The following is a 19876-nucleotide window of genomic DNA, read 5'->3' on the forward strand; positions in this document are numbered from 1 at the left end:
CCTAAGACAATAACTCTATAACTTAGCCACTTGAGCAAAGTCCAGCTCAACCGGCGTTTCGCGTCCAAACATATCAACTAGTACTTTAACCTTGCGCTTGTCCAGTTGGATTTCCTCGACGGAACCAACCATATTGGCGAACGGACCTTCTTTGACCTTCACCATTTCCTTCAATTCAAAGTTGACGCGCTGCACAGATTCCTCCATGCCCATCTGTTTCATGATGGCAGTCACTTCTTCAGGAAGTAAAGGAGTCGGTTTTGAACCTGCACCTGCAGAACCAACAAATCCGGTCACGCCCGGCGTGTTCCGTACCACATACCAAGAATCGTCGGTCATGACCATCTCGACGAGCACGTACCCTGGAAAAACCTTCTTCGTTACGACTTTTTTCTTGCCGTCGCGTTCTTCGGTTTCATCTTCGGTAGGAATGAGCACGCGGAAGATTTTGTCTTCCATCCCCATTGATTCTACGCGCTTTTCCAGGTTTGTTTTAACCTTATTCTCATATCCAGAATAAGTGTGAACTACATACCAGCGTTTTTCCATGATTCGAGGACAAACAGGTGTCCTTACCCCCCCATCATTATTTCCCTGTCTTCAAAATGAGTTCAAGGAGCTGGGAAATTCCTAAATCGATTACTGCGAAGAAGATTGCGATGAGCGTCACAGTTACCAGTACAACCGTTGTATAGGAAACAAGTTCCTTACGAGTTGGCCAGGTTACTTTTCTCAGTTCGGTCCAGGCTTCCTTCAAAAAGGCCGGTCCGCGTTTGAGTTTATCTATAAAACTCATAACGCACCCCCAATAAAATTGGACTCTGACACTTCATTAACGAGTTTCACGATGAAGAGTATGATCATTGCAGAATTTGCAATACTTCTTCATCTCGATGCGTTCCGTTTGCTTACGTTTGTTTTTCGTTGTGGTATAGTTGCGTTGTTTGCACTCGGTGCACGCTAACGTTACAGTTACCCGCATGATGTTACACCTCCCACATTATTGGCTATGTACTAGCCTTTCATAGTTAATTTGCATCAAGTAAAACCGTGTGTTTTCACACGGCTACCTCAAATACTTTATCACAGCGTAAAATAGGTGTCAAATAAAAGTTTTGACATTTACTTCTCCATTTTGAAGCGGGCTACCAGATTTTCCATCTGATCGGATAGGCGTCCCATGGTCGCCGCGTCATGTGATAACTGCTGTGCGGCTGCAGCCTGCTGCTCGCTCACCGCAGCTACTTCCTGTGAACCAGCAGACGCTTCCTCAGTAATTGCGGACACGTGTTCCATCTCCATCGATACTTTGCGTGCATTTTCTTCTGCCACCTTAATGGAAGAAGTAATGTGCATACTCTTCTCGCCCACTAGATTAATGTGCTCATGAATTTTGGCGAATGAATCACCCGTATGTCGCACCATCTCCTGGCCTTCTACTATTACATCATGACCGCGTAAAATCGATTCGATCGCCTCGTGTGTTTCCCGCTTATTTTCCTGAACGATACGCGAGATGTTGTTTGCTGCTTTGTCCGTTTCCTCTGCAAGCTTGCGAACTTCATCTGCCACTACCGCAAAGCCCCGTCCAGCGTCTCCTGCACGAGCCGCCTCAATACTAGCGTTAAGTGCGAGAAGATTTGTTTGCGATGCAATGCCGGTAATTAAACTAACAATCTCGCCGATTTCTTCAGAACGGTTACCAAGCTTGTGCACAACCGTAGACGCATCGGCCACCATACGCTGGATTTCCTCCATTTTATAAACAGCGGTTCGTACCGCCTGCTCTCCTTCTGTTGTCAATGCATTCGTCGTGATAAACGTTTGGTTCATCTCATCGGCATATGTGGAAATCTGCTGTAGACTTTCGTTAACCAACGCAACTTCCATGTGCGCAGACTGAATGGAATGGGCGATAGTGCCAGCGCCTTCCGCCAGATCATTAATGGTTACTGCTACCTGCTCGGCCGAAGTGGTCGTCTCTCGGCTTGCTAACGTCAGAACCTCCGAAGACTGCCTCATTTTTCGGGATGCTTCCTTGATTTCAAGCAACAGCATATGGATACTCTCCACCATCTGATTGAAATTGTGGCTAAGTACGCCTACTTCATCTTTACTGCGATTCGGTGTTTTCACGGTTAAGTCACCCTTGGCAATCATCGCGGTTAATTCGCTCAGATGACGAATCGGTCGTACAAAATGTGAGGAGAATAAAATAAGAATGATCACAGCAAAAACAAGAACCACACTGGCAGTGACAAATGAGAGTTTTGCCAAATAATCCAGTTGGCTCGATGCCTCCTTGACCGGAGCGGTAATCGCGACTACCCAGCCTGTGGTCGGCACCTTGGAGAAGAATGCATACTTATCTACACCCTTATACATATACCGTTTATATCCAGTTTTGCCAGCAACAGCTTCGTCAATACCTGCTGTAAGAGGAGGAATGTTCAACTTATACACGTTTAATTTTAAAATCTCTTCCTGCTGCGGATAGCTAATGACCAGACCGTCCTTCTGCACCATATATGCATATCCGGTCTGTCCGATTTTCTGGCCTGCTACGATTTCGTTCATTGTGGTAATCGGAACCGTGGCACCCAACATACCGCTTAACCGATTCTGCTGATTATAAATTGGACTGGCAATAACAACTACCAACTTGCCGGAAGCGCGAGAAATCAGGGGTTCCGAGATGGCGTATGATTGTCCGTCAATTACCTTTTTGAAATATTCACGACTGCCCACATCCACCTTTTGACCGGCTGTCGTAAGCGCCTTACCATGCAAATCGGCAATAAAAAACATTTCATATTCCTGATATTCACTCACCTTGGATTTTAGATAGGAAAATTGCACCTCTTGATTCATGCTTCGGATATCCATACCGGATGCCATATTCGTCACGCGGTCCCTCTGCTGCTGAAGCCAATTGTTTACTTTGTTATTTAACAGATCAAGCTGAATAAATGCTCGTTCCTGAAAATTGCTTTCTAAAAACTCTTTTGCTTTATTGTGATTAAGCCAGGCCACAAAAGAAAGCGCTATCACAATAAGCGGAATGATAACCCCTAATAGTTTAAACTTAAGACTTCTTGTTCTCATCCTCATCCCCCCTCTATTTATCTGGCTATTAATTCTATTATACCATGATAAACGACTTATATATTATACCTAGTAAGAATTTTCGTATTATTTAGATCCGTTTTTTGAATGAGAAAAACCTGTGGGTATTACCACCCGTCCTTTTTCTACAGAGAAGTCAAATGTTCACTTTTTCACACTAGCAATATCCACTTTCTTATCTATCAAAAAAACAGGACCTCGGCCCTGTTTTCTTAACTCGTTCTATTAAACTTGGGAAACTTCGCGAACTTCCAGATACTTCTCAAGCTTACGCTTTACACGTTGGAGAGCGTTATCAATTGATTTGACATGACGGCTTAAGTCGACCGCAATCTCCTGGTACGAACGCCCGTCCAGATACAAAAGCAAGACCTGTTGCTCCAAATCGCTCAAAATCTCACTGATTTTATCTTCGATGTCATCGTACTCCTCCTGGTTGATAATCAGCTCTTCCGGGTCTGTCACTCGGGTACCGCAGATAATATCCAGCAAAGTACGATCTGAATCTTCATCATAGATTGGCTTGTCCAGCGAGACATAGGAGTTAAGAGGAATATGTTTCTGTCGAGTGGCTGTCTTGATCGCAGTAATAATCTGGCGCGTGATACACAATTCAGCAAATGCTTTGAAGGAAGCCAGCTTATCTCCCTTAAAGTCCCGAATCGACTTGTACAGCCCAATCATACCTTCCTGCACAATATCCTCACGATCAGCACCGATTAAAAAATAAGAACGGGCTTTAGCACGAACAAAATTCCTATACTTGTTGATTAAGTATTCTAACGCGTCACCGTCACCTAACCGTACAAGATCCACGATGTCTTCATCGTATAGAGCTTCATAGCGGGTATGGTCTGCAGCCAAGCATCATCCCTCCGACCTGCCGTTATGCATCAGATAAAACAATTATATATTATGTAACCTTCCCCAGTCAACAAACTCACTGGTCTCCACGGCGCCATTTTTCGAATTTTTTTTTAATTTCATCACTTAGCTCAATGCCTCTTCCTTTAGGCTGCTGTTTTGTTTCACGCACCTTCTCGGTAATATCACGGTTTACTTGCTTCATCTCCAACCATAATTCGCGTGCTGACTTACGTAAAGCACCATAACCAAATGTCACCCTCTGTTCGGTATAATCAGAGGTTGCTACATATATCTGACGATGTCGATTGGACAGCTCAAATACAAGTCGTTCGATACATTCGTCTGCTGTTTCTTTCTCTTTCGTATAACGAATATCCAAGCGATACTCACGTACTTTTCTGCCCATACCTTTTACATTGTGCGCATCAAATACGACAATCACGCGCGTTCCGGTAAAGCCCTGATAGTCCGCAAGCCATCCGAGCAAATCATCCCGTGCTTCCTCAAGACTGATCTTCTTCTTCTCCTTCAGCCGTTTCCAATCCCCGATGACATTATAGCCATCTACAATCAATATTTCTTCCATGCTAATGCGCCCTTATTCAGCTAACGGATGACGCTGGCGATACACTTCATACATCAGTAAGGCTCCAGCAACGGAGGCATTCAGCGAGGTAACACGGCCAACCATAGGCAATTTGACCGTAAAATCACACTTCTCCCGAACGAGTCGGCTCATCCCCTTACCCTCACTGCCAATGACAAGCGCAACGCCCATATCAAGACGAGCCTGACGGAATTCTTCCGTTCCTGAGGCATCTGTTCCAACGACCCAGATGTTGCGTTCCTTTAAGTCTTCGATGGTGCGAGCTAGGTTTGTTACACGAGCAACCGGTACATACTCAATCGCTCCCGCCGACGCTTTGGCAACTATAGATGTCAATCCGGCCGAACGACGTTTCGGAATGATAACGCCATGCACTCCCGTCGCGTCTGCGGTACGTAGAATAGACCCTAAATTATGCGGGTCTTCAATTTCGTCCAGAATAACGAGGAACGGCAGTTGCCCTGAAGCTTCTGCTTTGGCAAGAATGTCATCCAGTTCTGTATAGTCGTACGCAGCAATATACGCGAGAATTCCTTGATGACTTTCTCCTTCCGCCGCCTGATCCAGCTTTTTGCGCGGAACAATCTGCACCGTTACTCCCGCTTCTTTCGCTAACGCCATCACCTGGCCACTTACTCCCTTTTGGGAGCCTTCGGCAATCCATATTTTATTAATCGAACGTCCCGAGCGCAACGCCTCGATAACAGGGTTTTTCCCAACGATATATTCACTCATGGCAAACTCCTTCTTCTATTCATTCGTCTCTTTAGGATGACCATTCTCCACCCATTCGAGTGCATGCGTTAGAATTTCTTCTAACCTCTCTTCCTGTTCGGTTAAATATAAAAATCCAAGCAACGCTTCAAATCCTGTACTTAGTCGATATTCGGCAACTTGTGCATTCTTTGGCATAGTCGCTGATTTGGCGTTTCGTCCCCGCTTTAATACGGCCTGCTCTTCTTCAGTAAGCCGGTCCCATATTCCGCCTACGATACTGGCTTGCGCTCTAGCCGAGACGTAGCTCACGGCCGCACGCTGCAGCAGGTTCGGCTTTACCTCCCCTGCCGCAATTAAGTGCTGGCGCACACGTATCTCCAACACTGCGTCACCCATATAGGCCAACGCAAGCGCATTGAGCTGTCTCGGATCTCTGATTAGTTTATCCCGCTTCATGTCCGCTCCTTCTCTAGGCTCATTTCCGGTGCCATCGCACGCCTTGAGGCGTATCTTCCAATATGATGCCCAGTTCCTGCAGTTGATTGCGGATCTCATCTGCACGGGCGAAATTCTTATCCTTGCGAGCCTGTATCCGCTCTTCAACCAGAGCGTTGATCTCTTCGTCAGAAGGTCCATCTACTGATGCATCAACCTCTCCGAACGAAATACCAAGCACATCACCTAGCTCCGCAAAAAGCGCAATGTACGCTTCCGCCAGTTCTCTCTTCAACGTACTTCCTGCCATAGACTGGTTGACTTCCCGTACTATATCGAACAATACGGTAATCGCATCCGCAGTATTGAAGTCATTGTCCATCTCTTCAATAAATCTTTGACGGAAAGAAGCAATCCGCTGCATCTGCTCATCGGTTACCGTTTCGCTTCCCGCAGAAGAGAGGTAATGCTTGAGATTACGTACGGCTGTATCGATACGCATAAAACTGTTGGTTGCCTGCTGCAGCAGTTCATCGCTGAAGTTAATCGGATTGCGATAATGCGCACTCAGCATGAAAAAGCGAACCACACGTGGAGCATACTTCTCACGCACATCTTTTACCAGAATAAAATTCCCGAGCGATTTGGACATTTTTTCATTCTCAATATTGATATACCCATTATGCATCCAATACCTTGCCATTGGATGCCCGGTTAAACATTCTGATTGTGCAATTTCATTCTCATGGTGCGGAAAAGTAAGATCGTGGCCTCCTCCATGAATATCGAACGTCTCTCCAAGATATTTGTATGACATCGCTGAACATTCGATGTGCCATCCCGGGCGTCCTTGGCCCCATGGACTTTCCCAATAGATTTCACCTGGCTTCGCGCCTTTCCACAACACAAAATCAAGTGGATTTTCTTTCTTGTCGTTCACTTCAATACGCGCACCAGCTTGCAATTCTTCAATGTTTTGATGTGAAAGCTTGCCATATTCTGCGAATGAAGCCGTACGAAAATACACATCACCACCCGCTACATATGCATGCCCTTTCTCGATTAAGCCTTCAATAAATGAGATGATTTCCGGAATGTGCTCTGTAACTTTCGGATGAATATCGGCTTCTTTAATGCCAAGAGCACGAACATCTTCGACGAATGCTGCGATAAACGTCTCCGCTACCTTTTCGACGCTCATCCCGGTTTCTTCTGCCTTTTTTATGATTTTGTCATCTACATCAGTAAAGTTCTGCACATACGTAACTTCATATCCCCGATATGCAAAATAACGGCGCACTACGTCGAATACGATAGGTGGACGGGCATTTCCGATATGAATGAAGTTATAAACCGTCGGACCACACACGTATATTTTCACCTTGCCCGGTTCGATCGGAATGAATTCTTCTTTTTTACGCGTGAGCGTATTATATATTTTAATGGTGCTCATTAGATGGTCGACTCTCCTTCAATTGTTTTACTTCCTCTCTAAGCGTATCAATTTCACGCTGCATTGCGCGCATTACTTCCCCGATCGGATCGGGAAGATTCACTTGATCTAAATCCTGTTCTACCCGCATGCCATCCTGTATCTTAATGCGACCCGGTATGCCTACAACGGTAGAATTCGGAGGCACTTCCTGCAATACGACGGAGCCTGCTCCAATTTTGGAGTTATCACCGATTGTCATTGAGCCGAGCACTTTAGCACCGGAAGCGATAAGAACATTATTGCCAATCGTTGGATGGCGTTTTCCCTTTTCTTTACCCGTTCCTCCCAATGTCACCCCCTGGTACAGTGTAACATTATCACCGATTTCGCACGTTTCCCCAATTACGACACCCATGCCATGATCAATAAATAAACCTTTTCCAATTGTAGCGCCCGGGTGAATCTCAATCCCCGTCAACCATCGTCCGAATTGTGATACCATCCGGGCCAGCGTATAGAATTCTCTTTTCCATAAACGGTGGCTCAGGCGATAAAACCATATCGCATGCAGCCCGGCATATGTCAGAATGACTTCGAGCGTACTGCGGGCGGCCGGATCACGTTCCATTACTGCATGAACATCTTCCCTTATCGTTTTAAACATCTTCTCACTCCTTCCTACTATTTCTAAAAGAAAAAAGCCTCCACAGCCTATACACGGCTGCAGAGGCGGTTAATATCATCCGCGGTTCCACTCTGCTTTGTCATACTTCTTCTATAAAAAAGCATAACACTCTTACATCCCGTAACGTGGAAATACGAGGCCTCCTACTGACAAAAAGTAGCGTTCGGATGCCCGGCTCACGGATGCATTTCCGAAAACAGGAAGCAGGGCCGCTTCCAGCGCGATACAGAGTATTTGTATCGGCGGCCTTCTCTGGTGTTTCCCTTCTATTCCGTACTTCTTCCGTTCTTTGCCGTTGCATATTTACTTTTTATAATTATTTTACAACACGCTCATAATTATTGATTACATTCAGTATACGCTGCACTACTGTCTCGCGTCCCAACAGGAATAGCGTCTCATTTAAATCACGCCCGTGTGTAAATCCGGTAACCGCCACACGAACTGGCATGAACAGCTTCTTGCCTTTATGACCGGTCGCTTTCTGCACGGATTTCAATGCACCTTTAATCGCGTCCGCACTGTATTCTTCAATGGAGGTCACCTCTTCGTGGAAAGCTTTCATTACATCCGTTACCTGTTCTTCCGCAAGTACAGCTTTCGCTTCTTCATCATAGTTCACGCCATCCTCAAAGAACATAGCTGCCAATTCCACGATTTGTGCTGCATACTCTAGCTGCTCCTGATAAAGAACCACCAACCGCTCTGTCCAACGACGCTGCTCTTCGCTGAGTTCTTCTGGCAGCTGCCCCGCCTTCTGCATATGCGGGATACAGAGTTCAGCAATACGTTCAGCTGAAGCCTGTTTAATGTAGTGGTTATTCATCCAATTCAACTTATGAATATCAAAGATAGCCGGTGACTTCGAAACACGACTTAATGAAAACTTCTCGATGAGTTCTTCACGCGTAAAAATCTCCTGCTCTTCTTCCGGCGACCAGCCGAGAAGAACAAGGAAGTTCATAAGAGCCTCAGGCAGATAGCCAAGATCTCGATACTGTTCCATGAACTGAATCAGAGATTCGTCCCGCTTACTCATCTTTTTACCGTCCGGGTTTAGAATTAATGCAACATGCGCGAACTCTGGCGCTTCAAATTCAAACGCCTCATAAATCATCAGCTGGCGCGGCGTATTGGATAAGTGTTCTTCACCACGGATAACGTGCGTAATCTTCATAAGAGCATCATCGATTACGACTGCAAAGTTATACGTCGGAATCCCATCGGGACGACAAATAACGAAGTCGCCAATTCCGTCAGATTCGAATGTGACTTCGCCGCGAATATGATCATGCACAGTATATTGGCGATTTTCCAGTACGCGGAATCGAATGGATGCTTTACGTCCTTCTGCTTCATAGGCCTGAATTTGTTCTGGAGTCAAATTGCGGCACGTTCCTGCATAACGAGGTGTCTCGCCTCTCTCTTTCTGGGCTTCACGCTCCGCATTCAGCTCCTCTTCCGTACAGTAACAAGGATAAGCCTTCCCTTCCGCTACCAGTCGGTCGATATAGCTGCGGTAAACATCCAATCTGTCCATGGAACGATACGGACCAACCCCGCCGTCTTTATCGATACTTTCATCCCATTCTGTACCGAACCAGCGCAGACTTTCGATTAACTTTGCTTCGGCATCTTCCACATTACGCTTTTGGTCTGTGTCTTCGATACGAACAACAAAGTCACCGCCGTGGTGACGGGCGAATAAATAGTTAAAAAGGGCCGAACGTGCTCCCCCAATATGTAAATGTCCAGTTGGACTCGGCGCAAACCGGACACGGATTCGTTTGGACATGACTTGCCACCATCCTTCTGTTTTTAGCTTTATCTATTATAATCCTACTTTTTGTAACAATACAACAGCCATCGCAGCGATTCCTTCGCCGCGACCTGGAAAACCCAATTTTTCTGTCGTGGTGGCCTTTACATTAATTTGGTCCATCTCCGATTCAACGCAAGAGGCAATCACTTCGCGCATCAGATCAATGTGCGGCGCCATCTTCGGTTGTTGGGCGATAATCGTCGCATCCACATTGCCGATAGTGTATCCTTTTTCCTTGACAAGCTTCCATACATCACGTAACAGCACCTGGCTATCAGCATCCTTGAATGCATGATCCGTATCCGGAAAATGCTTACCGATATCGCCCAGTCCAAGCGCTCCCAAAATCGCATCAGTAATGGCATGCAGTAACACATCCGCATCAGAATGTCCTAAGAGCCCTTTCTCATGTGGAATTTCCACGCCGCCGATAATCAATTTGCGCCCTTCCACCAGTTGATGAACATCAAAACCCTGTCCTATCCGAATCATTGCCCCTTCTCCTTTCTCCATCTCAAAATCGCCTCACCGAAAACAAGATCATCTGGTGTAGTAAGTTTAATATTCGTATATTCCCCGTCTACTATATGCACCGCCTGTCCCAGTCTTTCCATAAGGGAAGCATCATCCGTCCCGAGAAAGCCATCCTTCCGCGCTTGTTCATGCGCGGAAATAATATCGGACAAAGCAAAAGCCTGTGGCGTTTGCACGGCCCACAAGCTTTTTCTTGGCGGTGTGTCCATCACAATTCCCGTCTCGTCTGTGCGTTTAATCGTATCTTTTACGGGTACAGCTAGAATCGCGGCCCGCTTTGAGCACACAGCATCGATTAGTCTCTGAAGCGTCAGACGGGAAAGAAAAGGCCGGGCTCCGTCATGGATAAGCACATAGTCCGAAAGGCGAAGTGCTGTAAGACCAAGGTATACACTATCCTGACGCTCTGCACCACCCGGGATAACCCGGACATGCGGATACAAAATCAGCAACTCCCTCGTGCGCTCCACGTCTTCTTCCGCTGTAACGACGACTATTTCTCTCACATACTCCAATCCGGCGAAAAGGTCAAGCGTATGGAGCAATACCGGCTTCTCTGCCAGCTCAATGAATTGCTTCTTAACCGGACCGCCCATTCGCTTCCCTTGTCCTGCGGCTGCGATGACTACACCTATATTCACTTTCATCCACTCATTTCTTACAGCGCTTTTTCCATTAATTTCGGCTTCGCGAAAATCATACGTCCCGCCGAAGTCTGTAGCACACTCGTAACGATAACATCAATGAACGAACCGATATACTCTCGTCCGCTTTCAACGACAATCATCGTACCATCATCAAGATATGCTACACCTTGGCCATTCTCTTTTCCGTCTTTGATAACTTGTACATGCAGTTCTTCGCCTGGTAATACTACAGGCTTGACCGCATTTGCTAAATCATTAATATTCAAGACGGGAACACCCTGTAGCTCACACACTTTATTCAGATTAAAATCATTGGTAACGACTTTACCTTTCATTAATTTGGCAAGCTTAACCAATTTACTGTCTACTTCACTGATCTCCTCGAAGTCTTTATCCGTAATAATGACTTTTACCTTTAATTCTTTCTGAATTTTATTCAGGATGTCAAGCCCGCGACGACCACGGTTGCGCTTCAACGCATCGGAAGAGTCCGCGATATGCTGCAGCTCTTCCAGTACGAATTCAGGAATGACAAGCGCTCCCTCGATAAATCCCGTCTTGCATATATCAGCAATCCGGCCATCGATAATCACGCTTGTATCAAGAATTTTATACTGACCCTGGTTTGAGTCCTGCTTTTCCTCCTTCTTCTTCTCGCCTTTAAACCGTCCGATCGAGAACGCCGACATAATCTCATCACGTTTGCGCAATCCTACCTGAAAACCAATATAGCCGCACAACACTGAAATAAGCAGCGGGAGCAATTTCGCAACGATCGGGATAGGGATGCTATTAATAGGGAGAAAAAGTAAAAACGCTACAATAAGTCCAATAATAAGCCCCATAGCTCCAAATAATACATCCGTAATCGGAAGCTTAATTAGCGTCTCTTCACTGCGTTTAATGGTCTTTACAATATATTCTGTCGGCCAAGAGGTAAGCAAGAAGAACAGCACTGCCCCAAGCACCGCACCGATGTATTCTACACCCGGTATTTTCCCGATATTGATAAGCGAGTTCAGGAGTCCGAACAGGTCAGGACCGAACTGGTATCCTAAGCCTGCACCGACTAAGAGGAAAAACAACTGAATAATTCTTCTGACCATACATTCACCTCCTCAAAATCATTCATATTCCATTATAGTCATATCTACCAAATAAAAAACGATCGAAAACAAAAACATAGCATTAAAAAAGCAAAAACTTTTCCTATCTGTTCTTACGTAAAAACAGCAGCAAAAGTTACAAAGAAAGAAGAGAGAAAAGCTTCTCTTAGAGAAGCTTTCCTCTCTAACTATTGACTACTTGCTCCAACAAATGGGTCGCTTGTTCTTCATCAATATCTTTAACGAGCACAAGTTCGCTCAAAAGAATCTGCCGGGCATTGTCCAGCATCTTCCTCTCACCTGTCGAAAGACCTTTCTCTTTCTCTCTGTGCATTAATTCACGAACAACGGCAGCGACTTGATATATATCGCCCGTACGCATCTTCTCCATATTCCTACGATACCTGCGGTTCCAACTAATGCCCAAGTCATCTTCTTCACGCCGCAAAATCTCCATAACTCGCTCAAGCGCATGCATATCAACAACCTGACGGATGCCTAGATTCGACACTTTTTCCATTGGGATCATGACTTGCATATTGCCGACTGGCATCTTCATAATATAGTACTGCTGTTTCTCACCAAGAATCTCCTTCTCTTCAATGGCTTCGATAATACCTGCACCATGCATCGGATAGACAATCTTATCGCCAATTCGAAACAACAAACCCACCCCCAACAGAGTATCCAACCTCACCATAGCATAGCACCTACTTTTTTGTCAAGTATTTAAAATTTATTATCATATCACACAAAAAAGAACCATGTCAATAAATATGTCAAATTAAATTTTCATTAATTTTTTGGACATAAAAAAGACCGGAGCTCACTCCGGTCTTTTTTATGAGTTAATTACTTCTTCTTCAGCTTTTTCGCAGCGGCGTTTTCTCACCACTCGGTCAATATTCTTCTTCACACCATACACCGCATAGAGCACAAGCGGAATAAATACAATCATCGGAAACTGTGAAGGGAAACGTACAGCAACGACTGCCACAATTACCACAATCAGCGGAGTTACCCAATATGCGGAACGTGGAATACCCACCTTCTTAAAATTAGGATACTTAATATTGCTGATCATAAGATAAGAAAGACCAAGCATACTTAATACTAGATATACCGACGGAAATGCATGATGGTATAACGCGAGCGTCGCCAGCACACCCCCTGCAGCCGTAATTGGCAAACCTACAAAATAACCTGTATTGCCCCCGATTGCAGAATTAAAACGAGCCAGACGTAACGCCCCACAAATCGGAAATAGTCCGGTCAGCAGAATGCCTATCCACCCCATATCCTGAAGGAGTACCACATACATAATAAGTGCGGGTGCCACACCAAACGTAACGATATCGGAGAGCGAATCCAATTCTTTTCCGAAATCGCTCTGCGCATTTAACATGCGGGCCAGACGGCCGTCCAACCCATCCAATACCATTCCTATAATAACCATAATTGCTGCATAGCTTAAATATATCGGTTCATCACGAAAAGCCAACAGCATTGCAATAACTCCCAAAAACAAATTGCCCATCGTAAACAAGTTCGGTATCATTCTCGCTATCATTTCAGCTCTTTTACCTCCCTGATACTGTTTCTCTACCGCCGAAACAGTCTCCCCTTGTCCGTAGCCAGGTTCCTGTAAATGTATTGGCTTCGGACAATTATTTTATTGTATGCCGAACTAGATATGCCTGTCAATGAACACCTGCTCCTGTATCCGCTTTAATCCTTCTTTGATAGCCCGAGCCCGTACTTCCCCGATTCCCTCCACTTCGTCTAATTCTTCAATAGTCGCCATCATAACCTGCGGCAGACTGGAGAATTCTTCGATAAGATTGCTGACAATAGAGGCCGGAAGGCGTGGAATTTTACTAAGAATACGATAACCCCGCGGGAAAACCGGTTCGTCATTCAGGTTTGCACTTGGCAAGTAGCCAAGGATTTTGAGAATATTAACCGGCTCAAGAAGCTCATCAGCAGATAGTTTATGCAATTGTACGAGTACTTCCTCCGGGTCAACCTCTTCACCTTGACGACAGTAATCTTTAATAAGCAGATAGGCGTCGTCTTCGATATTCGATACAAGTTCCTCCATCTGCATACTGATAAGACGACCTTCTGTCCCTAGTTCATTAATATATTTAATGATTTCCGATTTAATGCGTAAAACCATCTCAATTCGTTGTACGACGAGCGCTACTTCATGCAGTGTCACCAACTCTTCAAATTCTAGCGCACCCAGGTTCGTCAATGCCTGATCAAGTACAGATTTGTACTTTTCAAGTGTCTGAATCGCCTGGTTAGCCTTCGTCAGAATGACCCCTATATCTTTTAACGAATACCGGTACGGTCCCCGATACAGCGTGATTACATTGCGCCGCTGCGAAATGGAAATAACCAGTTGACCAGTCTGTCTGGCTACCCGTTCCGCCGTCCGGTGACGAATTCCTGTCTCTGTCGATGGGATAGCCGAATCCGGTATCAATTGCGTATTAGCATATAGAATTTTTTTGGCATCTTCGCTCAAAATAATAGCCCCATCCATTTTAGCCAGTTCATACAGATGGGCAGGCGTTAAATCACAGTTAATCGAAAAACCCCCATCCACAATCGTCTGTACTGCAGGTGTATTCCCAATAACGATAAGCGCACCCGTTTTCGCCCTCAACACGTTTTCAAGACCTTCTCTAAACGGCGTTCCTGGTGAAACGAAACGCAGTACCTCACCGATAAATTGTTCACGCTTGTTGTCCGTTGCCATATTATCCTCCCAACGCTTCCCGTAACGCTTCCGATACTGTCTGCACGCCGACAACTTCCAGACCTTTCGGGTGCTCCCAGCCGGTCACATTCTTGGCGGGAATAATTACACGTTTGAATCCAAGTTTTTGCGCTTCTTTTACGCGCTGCTCTATACGCGAGACGCCTCGTACCTCCCCCGTTAAACCCACTTCTCCGATGACTACATCATATGGATGGGTCTGCTTATCCCGAAAGCTGGATGCCAGGCTGACGGCTACGGCCAAGTCAATCGCCGGCTCATCCAAACGTACACCCCCCGCTACATTTACATACGCATCCTGATTCTGCAAAAGTAGACCAACGCGCTTTTCTAACACCGCCATAATCATGGCAATTCGGTTATGATCGACACCCGTTGCCATCCGACGGGGTGTCGCAAATCCAGTCGGTGTGACAAGTGCTTGTAGCTCTACTAGCACCGGGCGCGTGCCTTCCATACTAGCAACGACTGTTGAACCGGCTACGCCTAACGAGCGCTCAGATAGAAACATCTCCGATGGATTTGTCACTTCTTTTAGCCCATCTTCCCCCATTTCAAAGATGCCAATTTCATTCGTAGAACCGAACCTGTTTTTTACAGCACGTAGAATACGATACGTATTGTGGCGCTCTCCTTCAAAATACAGCACGGAATCCACCATATGTTCTAACAGACGCGGACCGGCGATGGCTCCCTGCTTGGTAACATGACCAACAATAAGGATAGCGATGTCTTTTGTTTTCGCCAACCGCATCAAATGAGCGGTACATTCCCGCACCTGGGCTACACTACCCGGAGCTGAAGTAACATCCGGATGAAATACCGTCTGGATAGAGTCCAGAATGACCACAGCGGGCATTAAATGCGAAATCTGCTGTTCCAGGAGGAATAAATCCGTTTCCGCCAGCACGTATAAATTCGGACTGGCCGCTCCTAATCGTTCAGCTCGTAGTTTAATCTGCTTGGCGGATTCTTCACCAGAAATATAAAGTATTTTGTTATTATTGCTTGCCAGCTCCTGTGATGCCTGCAATAGCAGGGTAGACTTACCGATACCCGGGTCTCCACCCACAAGAACAAGCGAGCCTGGTACCACACCACCACCAAGCACGCGGTTCAATTCGCTAATATTAGTCGTCAGGCGCGGCTCATCCTCTCCGACGATCGTGGTGATGGGAGCCAGACGGCTGGTTTCCGCAGATATGTTGCGTCGTGCCGTTTCCCCCGGCTTTGCTCTTTCTTCCAGCTCTTCTACCATTGTGTTCCACTTCGTGCAGCCAGGGCATTTTCCCATCCACTTTGGCGACTCATATCCGCATTCTTGACATACATATTTGGATTTATATTTAGCCATGCCTATCTTCTCTTCTTTCTTAACATATTTTCTTGTTAATTATACCGTTTTCCTGCTTTATCGCGCATCTTCCTACATTTAATTGCATAAAAAAGGCTCTCCTGAGCAAAAATTGCTTTCATCAGGAGAGCCCACTGTTCCATTTATTATAATTTGTTGCAAAGGCTCCGTTACTTTGAAACGGATTCCTCCTCGCTTTCTTTCGCTTTTTCTACCTTTAATCCGCCTTCCGTCACATCAATTCTTATCGTATCGCCTTTCTTGATGCCGCCGGTCAGCAGTTCTTCAGACAGACGGTCTTCAATATGACGCTGAATAGCACGGCGCAACGGACGGGCACCAAACGCCGGGTCGAAGCCTTCCTTAGCCAGGAATCTCTTCGCATCCTCAGTAAGGACGAAATCGATTTCCTGTTCATTCAGGCGCTTACGAAGCTCTTCGGACATAAGCAGCACAATTTCCGCAATATGCGATTCGTCCAAAGAATGGAAGACGATAAGTTCATCAATCCGGTTCAGGAACTCCGGACGGAAGCTGCGCTTCAGTTCTCCAAGCACGCGGTCCTTCATATCTTCATAGTGCTTAGAGCTATCCGGTGTCGTAAAGCCAAGAGTTGTATTTTTCTTAATTAAATCGGCACCAACGTTCGATGTCATAATAATGACCGTATTGCGGAAGTCAACCGTCCGTCCTTTGGAATCGGTTAGACGCCCGTCTTCAAGCACCTGCAAAAGGATATTGAAAACTTCTGGGTGTGCTTTCTCGATTTCGTCAAGTAATACAACAGAATACGGTTTACGGCGCACTTTTTCAGTAAGTTGTCCTCCCTCATCGAACCCAACATATCCAGGAGGTGCACCTACAAGTCGAGAAGTAGAGTGTTTCTCCATATACTCCGACATATCGATACGAATCATTGCATCTTCTTCGCCGAATAACGCTTCTGCCAGGGCACGAGCCAACTCGGTTTTACCTACGCCAGTCGGACCGAGGAAGATAAAGGAGCCAATTGGGCGCTTCGGATCTTTCAATCCTGCGCGAGCACGACGTACGGCGCGAGAGATAGATTTCACCGCATCCTCTTGACCAATCACGCGTTTATGCAGGATTTCTTCCATCTTCAACAGGCGCTCTGTCTCTTCTTCTTTCAGCTTGACAACCGGAATGCCGGTCCAGCTCGCTACGACGGAAGCAATATCTTCTGGGGTAACTTCAGAATCGGTTTGCCCTTGTTTTTCCTGCCATTCATTCTTTGTCTTATCCAGTTCTTCACGCAGCTTTTGCTCCTTGTCGCGCATGGAAGCCGCTTTTTCGAATTCCTGGCTTTGTACCGCCGCGTCTTTCTCCTTCCGCACTTCTTCCAGACGCTGTTCCAGCTCTTTCAAATTTGGCGGAATGGTATAGGACTGCAAGCGCACTTTTGACGCCGCTTCATCGATTAAGTCAATTGCCTTATCCGGTAAAAAGCGGTCAGAGATGTAACGATCAGATAAATATACCGCTTGGCGAATCGCTTCATCCGTAATATTCACGCGATGATGCGCTTCGTAGCGATCGCGTAGACCAAACAGGATTTGTACCGCTTCTTCAGTAGACGGTTCATCCACTTGAATCGGTTGGAAGCGCCGTTCAAGCGCTGCATCCTTCTCAATATATTTACGGTATTCATCAAGCGTAGTTGCACCGATGCACTGCAGCTCGCCACGGGCCAGAGACGGTTTAAGAATGTTAGAGGCATCAATCGCGCCTTCTGCTCCACCTGCACCGATTAGCGTATGCAATTCATCAATAAACAGGATGATATTGCCCGCCTGGCGAATTTCATCCATGATTTTCTTTAAGCGATCTTCGAATTCGCCACGGTATTTCGTACCGGCGACAACGGTCCCCATATCCAGAGTCATTACGCGCTTGTTACGCAAGGTTTCCGGAATTTCATTATTGATAATACGCTGTGCCAACCCTTCCACAACAGCAGTTTTACCTACACCAGGTTCACCGATGAGTACCGGGTTATTTTTCGTTCGACGGCTAAGCACCTGGATGACACGCTCGATTTCTTTAGAACGACCGATAACCGGGTCTAGGGCACCATCACGGGCCACTGCGGTCAGATCACGAGCCAAACTATCCAGCGTCGGCGTATTAACAGCGGCATTGCTGGAGCTTTGCTGATGGGAAGACATCGCTTCACTGCTGCCAAGCAGTTGCAGCACCTGCTGGCGCGCTTTATTCAGACTTACGCCCAGATTATTAAGAACGCGAGCCGCTACTCCTTCTCCTTCACGAATCAATCCGAGAAGAATGTGTTCAGTACCTACATACGTATGGCCAAGCTTTCTTGCTTCGTCCATAGAAAGTTCAATAACTTTCTTGGCACGCGGTGTATAATTGATGTTGCTTGGCTGTTCGCCGCCGCGACCAATTAACGACTCCACTTCACCTTGAATTTTATCAAGGCCGAGTCCTAACGCCTGCAGAGCTTTTGCTGCAATGCCGTCTCCTTCGCGGATAAGGCCGAGGAGGATATGTTCAGTTCCGATATTTTTGTGACCCAAACGAACCGCTTCTTCCTGAGCAAGAGCCAGGACCTTTTGTGCCCTTTCCGTAAAACGACCAAACATCATAAGACAAACACCTCCATAAATATAAGTAAAAAGAATGGCCTATCATATTATTCTATCGTTGACTGTAAACGTTCCCGGATAAGCCGTGCCCGGCGTTCGTCACGGGAATCGGCGGTCAACTGCTGACCTGCATATTGCTGTAAGAATCCTGGTTGTGTCATGACCATTAATTCATTCATGACGCTGAGCGGTACACCATGGATAATATCCAAATCGATACCGAGCCGTACATCAGATAAACGTTCAGCAGCTTCTTTCGATTCGATGATGCGTGCATTGGTCAGAATACCGTATGAGCGACACACCCTGTTCTCCAACTGAAGCCGATGATTCCGCATCAAGTTTTGGCGGGCCACACGTTCCTCTTCGATAATCTGACGAGCTACACCTGCAAGGTTCTCAATAATTTCTCCCTCGGATTGACCAAGCGTAACCTGATTGGAAACCTGAAACAGATTTCCGACTGCTTCGCTTCCTTCCCCATACAATCCTCTTACCACTAGACCAAGCTTATTGATGGCAGAGAGTATTTGGTTAATCCTTTGTGTCATTACAAGTCCCGGCAGATGCATCATAACAGAGGCACGAATACCTGTACCTACATTAGTGGGACAACTGGTGAGAAAGCCACGCTTTTCGTCAAATGCAAAGTTCACGTGTTTCTCGAAGATATCGTCAATCCCATCCGCCGCCTCCCATGCTTCTTTCAATTGAAGCCCGGAAAACAGACATTGAATACGCAGGTGATCTTCCTCGTTCACCATAATGCTAATGGCTTCATTCTCGCTAAGGATGACAGCTCCCTTTCGGGAGTCTGCGAGCAAATTCGGACTGATTAGGTGTTTTTCCATCAGTACGCGCTTCTGCAACGGCGTCAGTGCCTCCATACGAATCATCTCAAAATGGTTCCGCGTCTTAAAAGCTTCATCTTCCATTGCCTGCTCAACCTGCTCGATTACACGTTCAAGCTGTGAATCGGTCGCCAACATCGGAAACGGCTCGTCACGCAGGTTGCGCGCCAGTCTCACCCGGCTGCTAATGGCTATATCAGCATCCTGTCCATCACCATTCATCCATTCGCTAATCGCATTTGATATAAACTTCTGGAAAGACATGCGTTTTCCCT

20 protein-coding genes are annotated in these 19876 nt (G+C 46.2%); all 20 read right to left on the reverse strand.

The window, feature by feature from the left end; genetic code table 11:
• Positions 1–15: 15 nt before the first annotated feature.
• Entirely contained in the window at positions 16–549 is a 534-nt protein-coding gene (gene nusG, locus AF333_RS26935) for a transcription termination/antitermination protein NusG (protein ID WP_021623671.1), read from the reverse strand.
• 37 nt (positions 550–586) lie between these two features.
• Positions 587–796, reverse strand: coding sequence for a preprotein translocase subunit SecE (gene secE / locus AF333_RS26940; RefSeq protein ID WP_043063762.1), 210 nt, complete (start codon positions 794–796; stop codon positions 587–589).
• 36 nt (positions 797–832) lie between these two features.
• A complete protein-coding gene (gene rpmG / locus AF333_RS26945; protein WP_043063763.1) occupies positions 833–982 on the reverse strand; it encodes a 50S ribosomal protein L33 in 150 nt (49 codons plus the stop codon).
• Between the two features lie 140 nt (positions 983–1122).
• Positions 1123–3105, reverse strand: coding sequence for a methyl-accepting chemotaxis protein (locus AF333_RS26950; protein ID WP_043063764.1), 1983 nt, complete (start codon positions 3103–3105; stop codon positions 1123–1125).
• A 246-nt stretch (positions 3106–3351) separates the two neighbouring features.
• Positions 3352–3990, reverse strand: a complete 639-nt coding sequence (gene sigH, locus AF333_RS26955) for an RNA polymerase sporulation sigma factor SigH (protein ID WP_021623668.1) — start codon at positions 3988–3990, stop codon at positions 3352–3354.
• 76 nt (positions 3991–4066) lie between these two features.
• Positions 4067–4579 (reverse strand): NYN domain-containing protein, encoded by a 513-nt coding sequence (locus AF333_RS26960; RefSeq protein ID WP_043063765.1) that lies wholly within the window; start codon positions 4577–4579, stop codon positions 4067–4069.
• A 12-nt stretch (positions 4580–4591) separates the two neighbouring features.
• Positions 4592–5335, reverse strand: coding sequence for a 23S rRNA (guanosine(2251)-2'-O)-methyltransferase RlmB (rlmB, locus tag AF333_RS26965; RefSeq protein WP_043063766.1), 744 nt, complete (start codon positions 5333–5335; stop codon positions 4592–4594).
• A gap of 15 nt (positions 5336–5350) precedes the next feature.
• The gene (locus AF333_RS26970; RefSeq protein ID WP_043063767.1) at positions 5351–5773 is read right to left on the reverse strand and encodes a Mini-ribonuclease 3; all 423 of its coding nucleotides are present in this window, start codon (positions 5771–5773) and stop codon (positions 5351–5353) included.
• Positions 5774–5792: 19 nt separating this feature from the next.
• Positions 5793–7205, reverse strand: coding sequence for a cysteine--tRNA ligase (gene cysS, locus AF333_RS26975; protein ID WP_043063768.1), 1413 nt, complete (start codon positions 7203–7205; stop codon positions 5793–5795).
• On the reverse strand, positions 7192–7872 hold the full coding sequence (cysE, locus tag AF333_RS26980; RefSeq protein ID WP_255322275.1) for a serine O-acetyltransferase: 681 nt from the start codon (positions 7870–7872) through the stop codon (positions 7192–7194). Before cysE ends, cysS begins: the two co-directional genes overlap by 14 nt.
• Before the next feature lie 316 nt (positions 7873–8188).
• Positions 8189–9667, reverse strand: coding sequence for a glutamate--tRNA ligase (gene gltX / locus AF333_RS26985; RefSeq protein WP_043063770.1), 1479 nt, complete (start codon positions 9665–9667; stop codon positions 8189–8191).
• A gap of 36 nt (positions 9668–9703) precedes the next feature.
• Positions 9704–10186: a 2-C-methyl-D-erythritol 2,4-cyclodiphosphate synthase gene (gene ispF, locus AF333_RS26990; RefSeq protein ID WP_043063771.1), complete on the reverse strand. Its 483-nt coding sequence runs from the start codon at positions 10184–10186 to the stop codon at positions 9704–9706.
• The gene (ispD, locus tag AF333_RS26995) at positions 10183–10875 is read right to left on the reverse strand and encodes a 2-C-methyl-D-erythritol 4-phosphate cytidylyltransferase (RefSeq protein WP_043063772.1); all 693 of its coding nucleotides are present in this window, start codon (positions 10873–10875) and stop codon (positions 10183–10185) included. Before ispD ends, ispF begins: the two co-directional genes overlap by 4 nt.
• An 11-nt stretch (positions 10876–10886) precedes the next feature.
• Positions 10887–11981, reverse strand: a complete 1095-nt coding sequence (locus AF333_RS27000) for a PIN/TRAM domain-containing protein (RefSeq protein ID WP_043063773.1) — start codon at positions 11979–11981, stop codon at positions 10887–10889.
• A gap of 184 nt (positions 11982–12165) precedes the next feature.
• Complete coding sequence (locus AF333_RS27005) at positions 12166–12645, reverse strand: CarD family transcriptional regulator (RefSeq protein ID WP_043063774.1); 480 nt, start codon at positions 12643–12645, stop codon at positions 12166–12168.
• Positions 12646–12822: 177 nt separating this feature from the next.
• Positions 12823–13551, reverse strand: a complete 729-nt coding sequence (pssA, locus tag AF333_RS27010; RefSeq protein WP_043063775.1) for a CDP-diacylglycerol--serine O-phosphatidyltransferase — start codon at positions 13549–13551, stop codon at positions 12823–12825.
• 117 nt (positions 13552–13668) lie between these two features.
• On the reverse strand, positions 13669–14748 hold the full coding sequence (gene disA / locus AF333_RS27015) for a DNA integrity scanning diadenylate cyclase DisA (RefSeq protein ID WP_043063776.1): 1080 nt from the start codon (positions 14746–14748) through the stop codon (positions 13669–13671).
• A 1-nt stretch (position 14749) separates the two neighbouring features.
• Positions 14750–16123, reverse strand: coding sequence for a DNA repair protein RadA (gene radA, locus AF333_RS27020; protein WP_043063777.1), 1374 nt, complete (start codon positions 16121–16123; stop codon positions 14750–14752).
• A 170-nt stretch (positions 16124–16293) separates the two neighbouring features.
• On the reverse strand, positions 16294–18750 hold the full coding sequence (gene clpC / locus AF333_RS27025) for an ATP-dependent protease ATP-binding subunit ClpC (protein ID WP_043063778.1): 2457 nt from the start codon (positions 18748–18750) through the stop codon (positions 16294–16296).
• A 47-nt stretch (positions 18751–18797) separates the two neighbouring features.
• Positions 18798–19865 carry a protein arginine kinase gene (locus AF333_RS27030; RefSeq protein WP_043063779.1) on the reverse strand — a complete coding sequence of 356 codons (1068 nt, stop codon included), beginning with the start codon at positions 19863–19865 and terminating at the stop codon, positions 18798–18800.
• Between the last annotated feature and the right edge of the window lie 11 nt (positions 19866–19876).

The organism is Aneurinibacillus migulanus (genome assembly GCF_001274715.1).
In the GTDB taxonomy this organism is placed as follows: Bacteria; Bacillota; Bacilli; order Aneurinibacillales; family Aneurinibacillaceae; genus Aneurinibacillus; species Aneurinibacillus migulanus.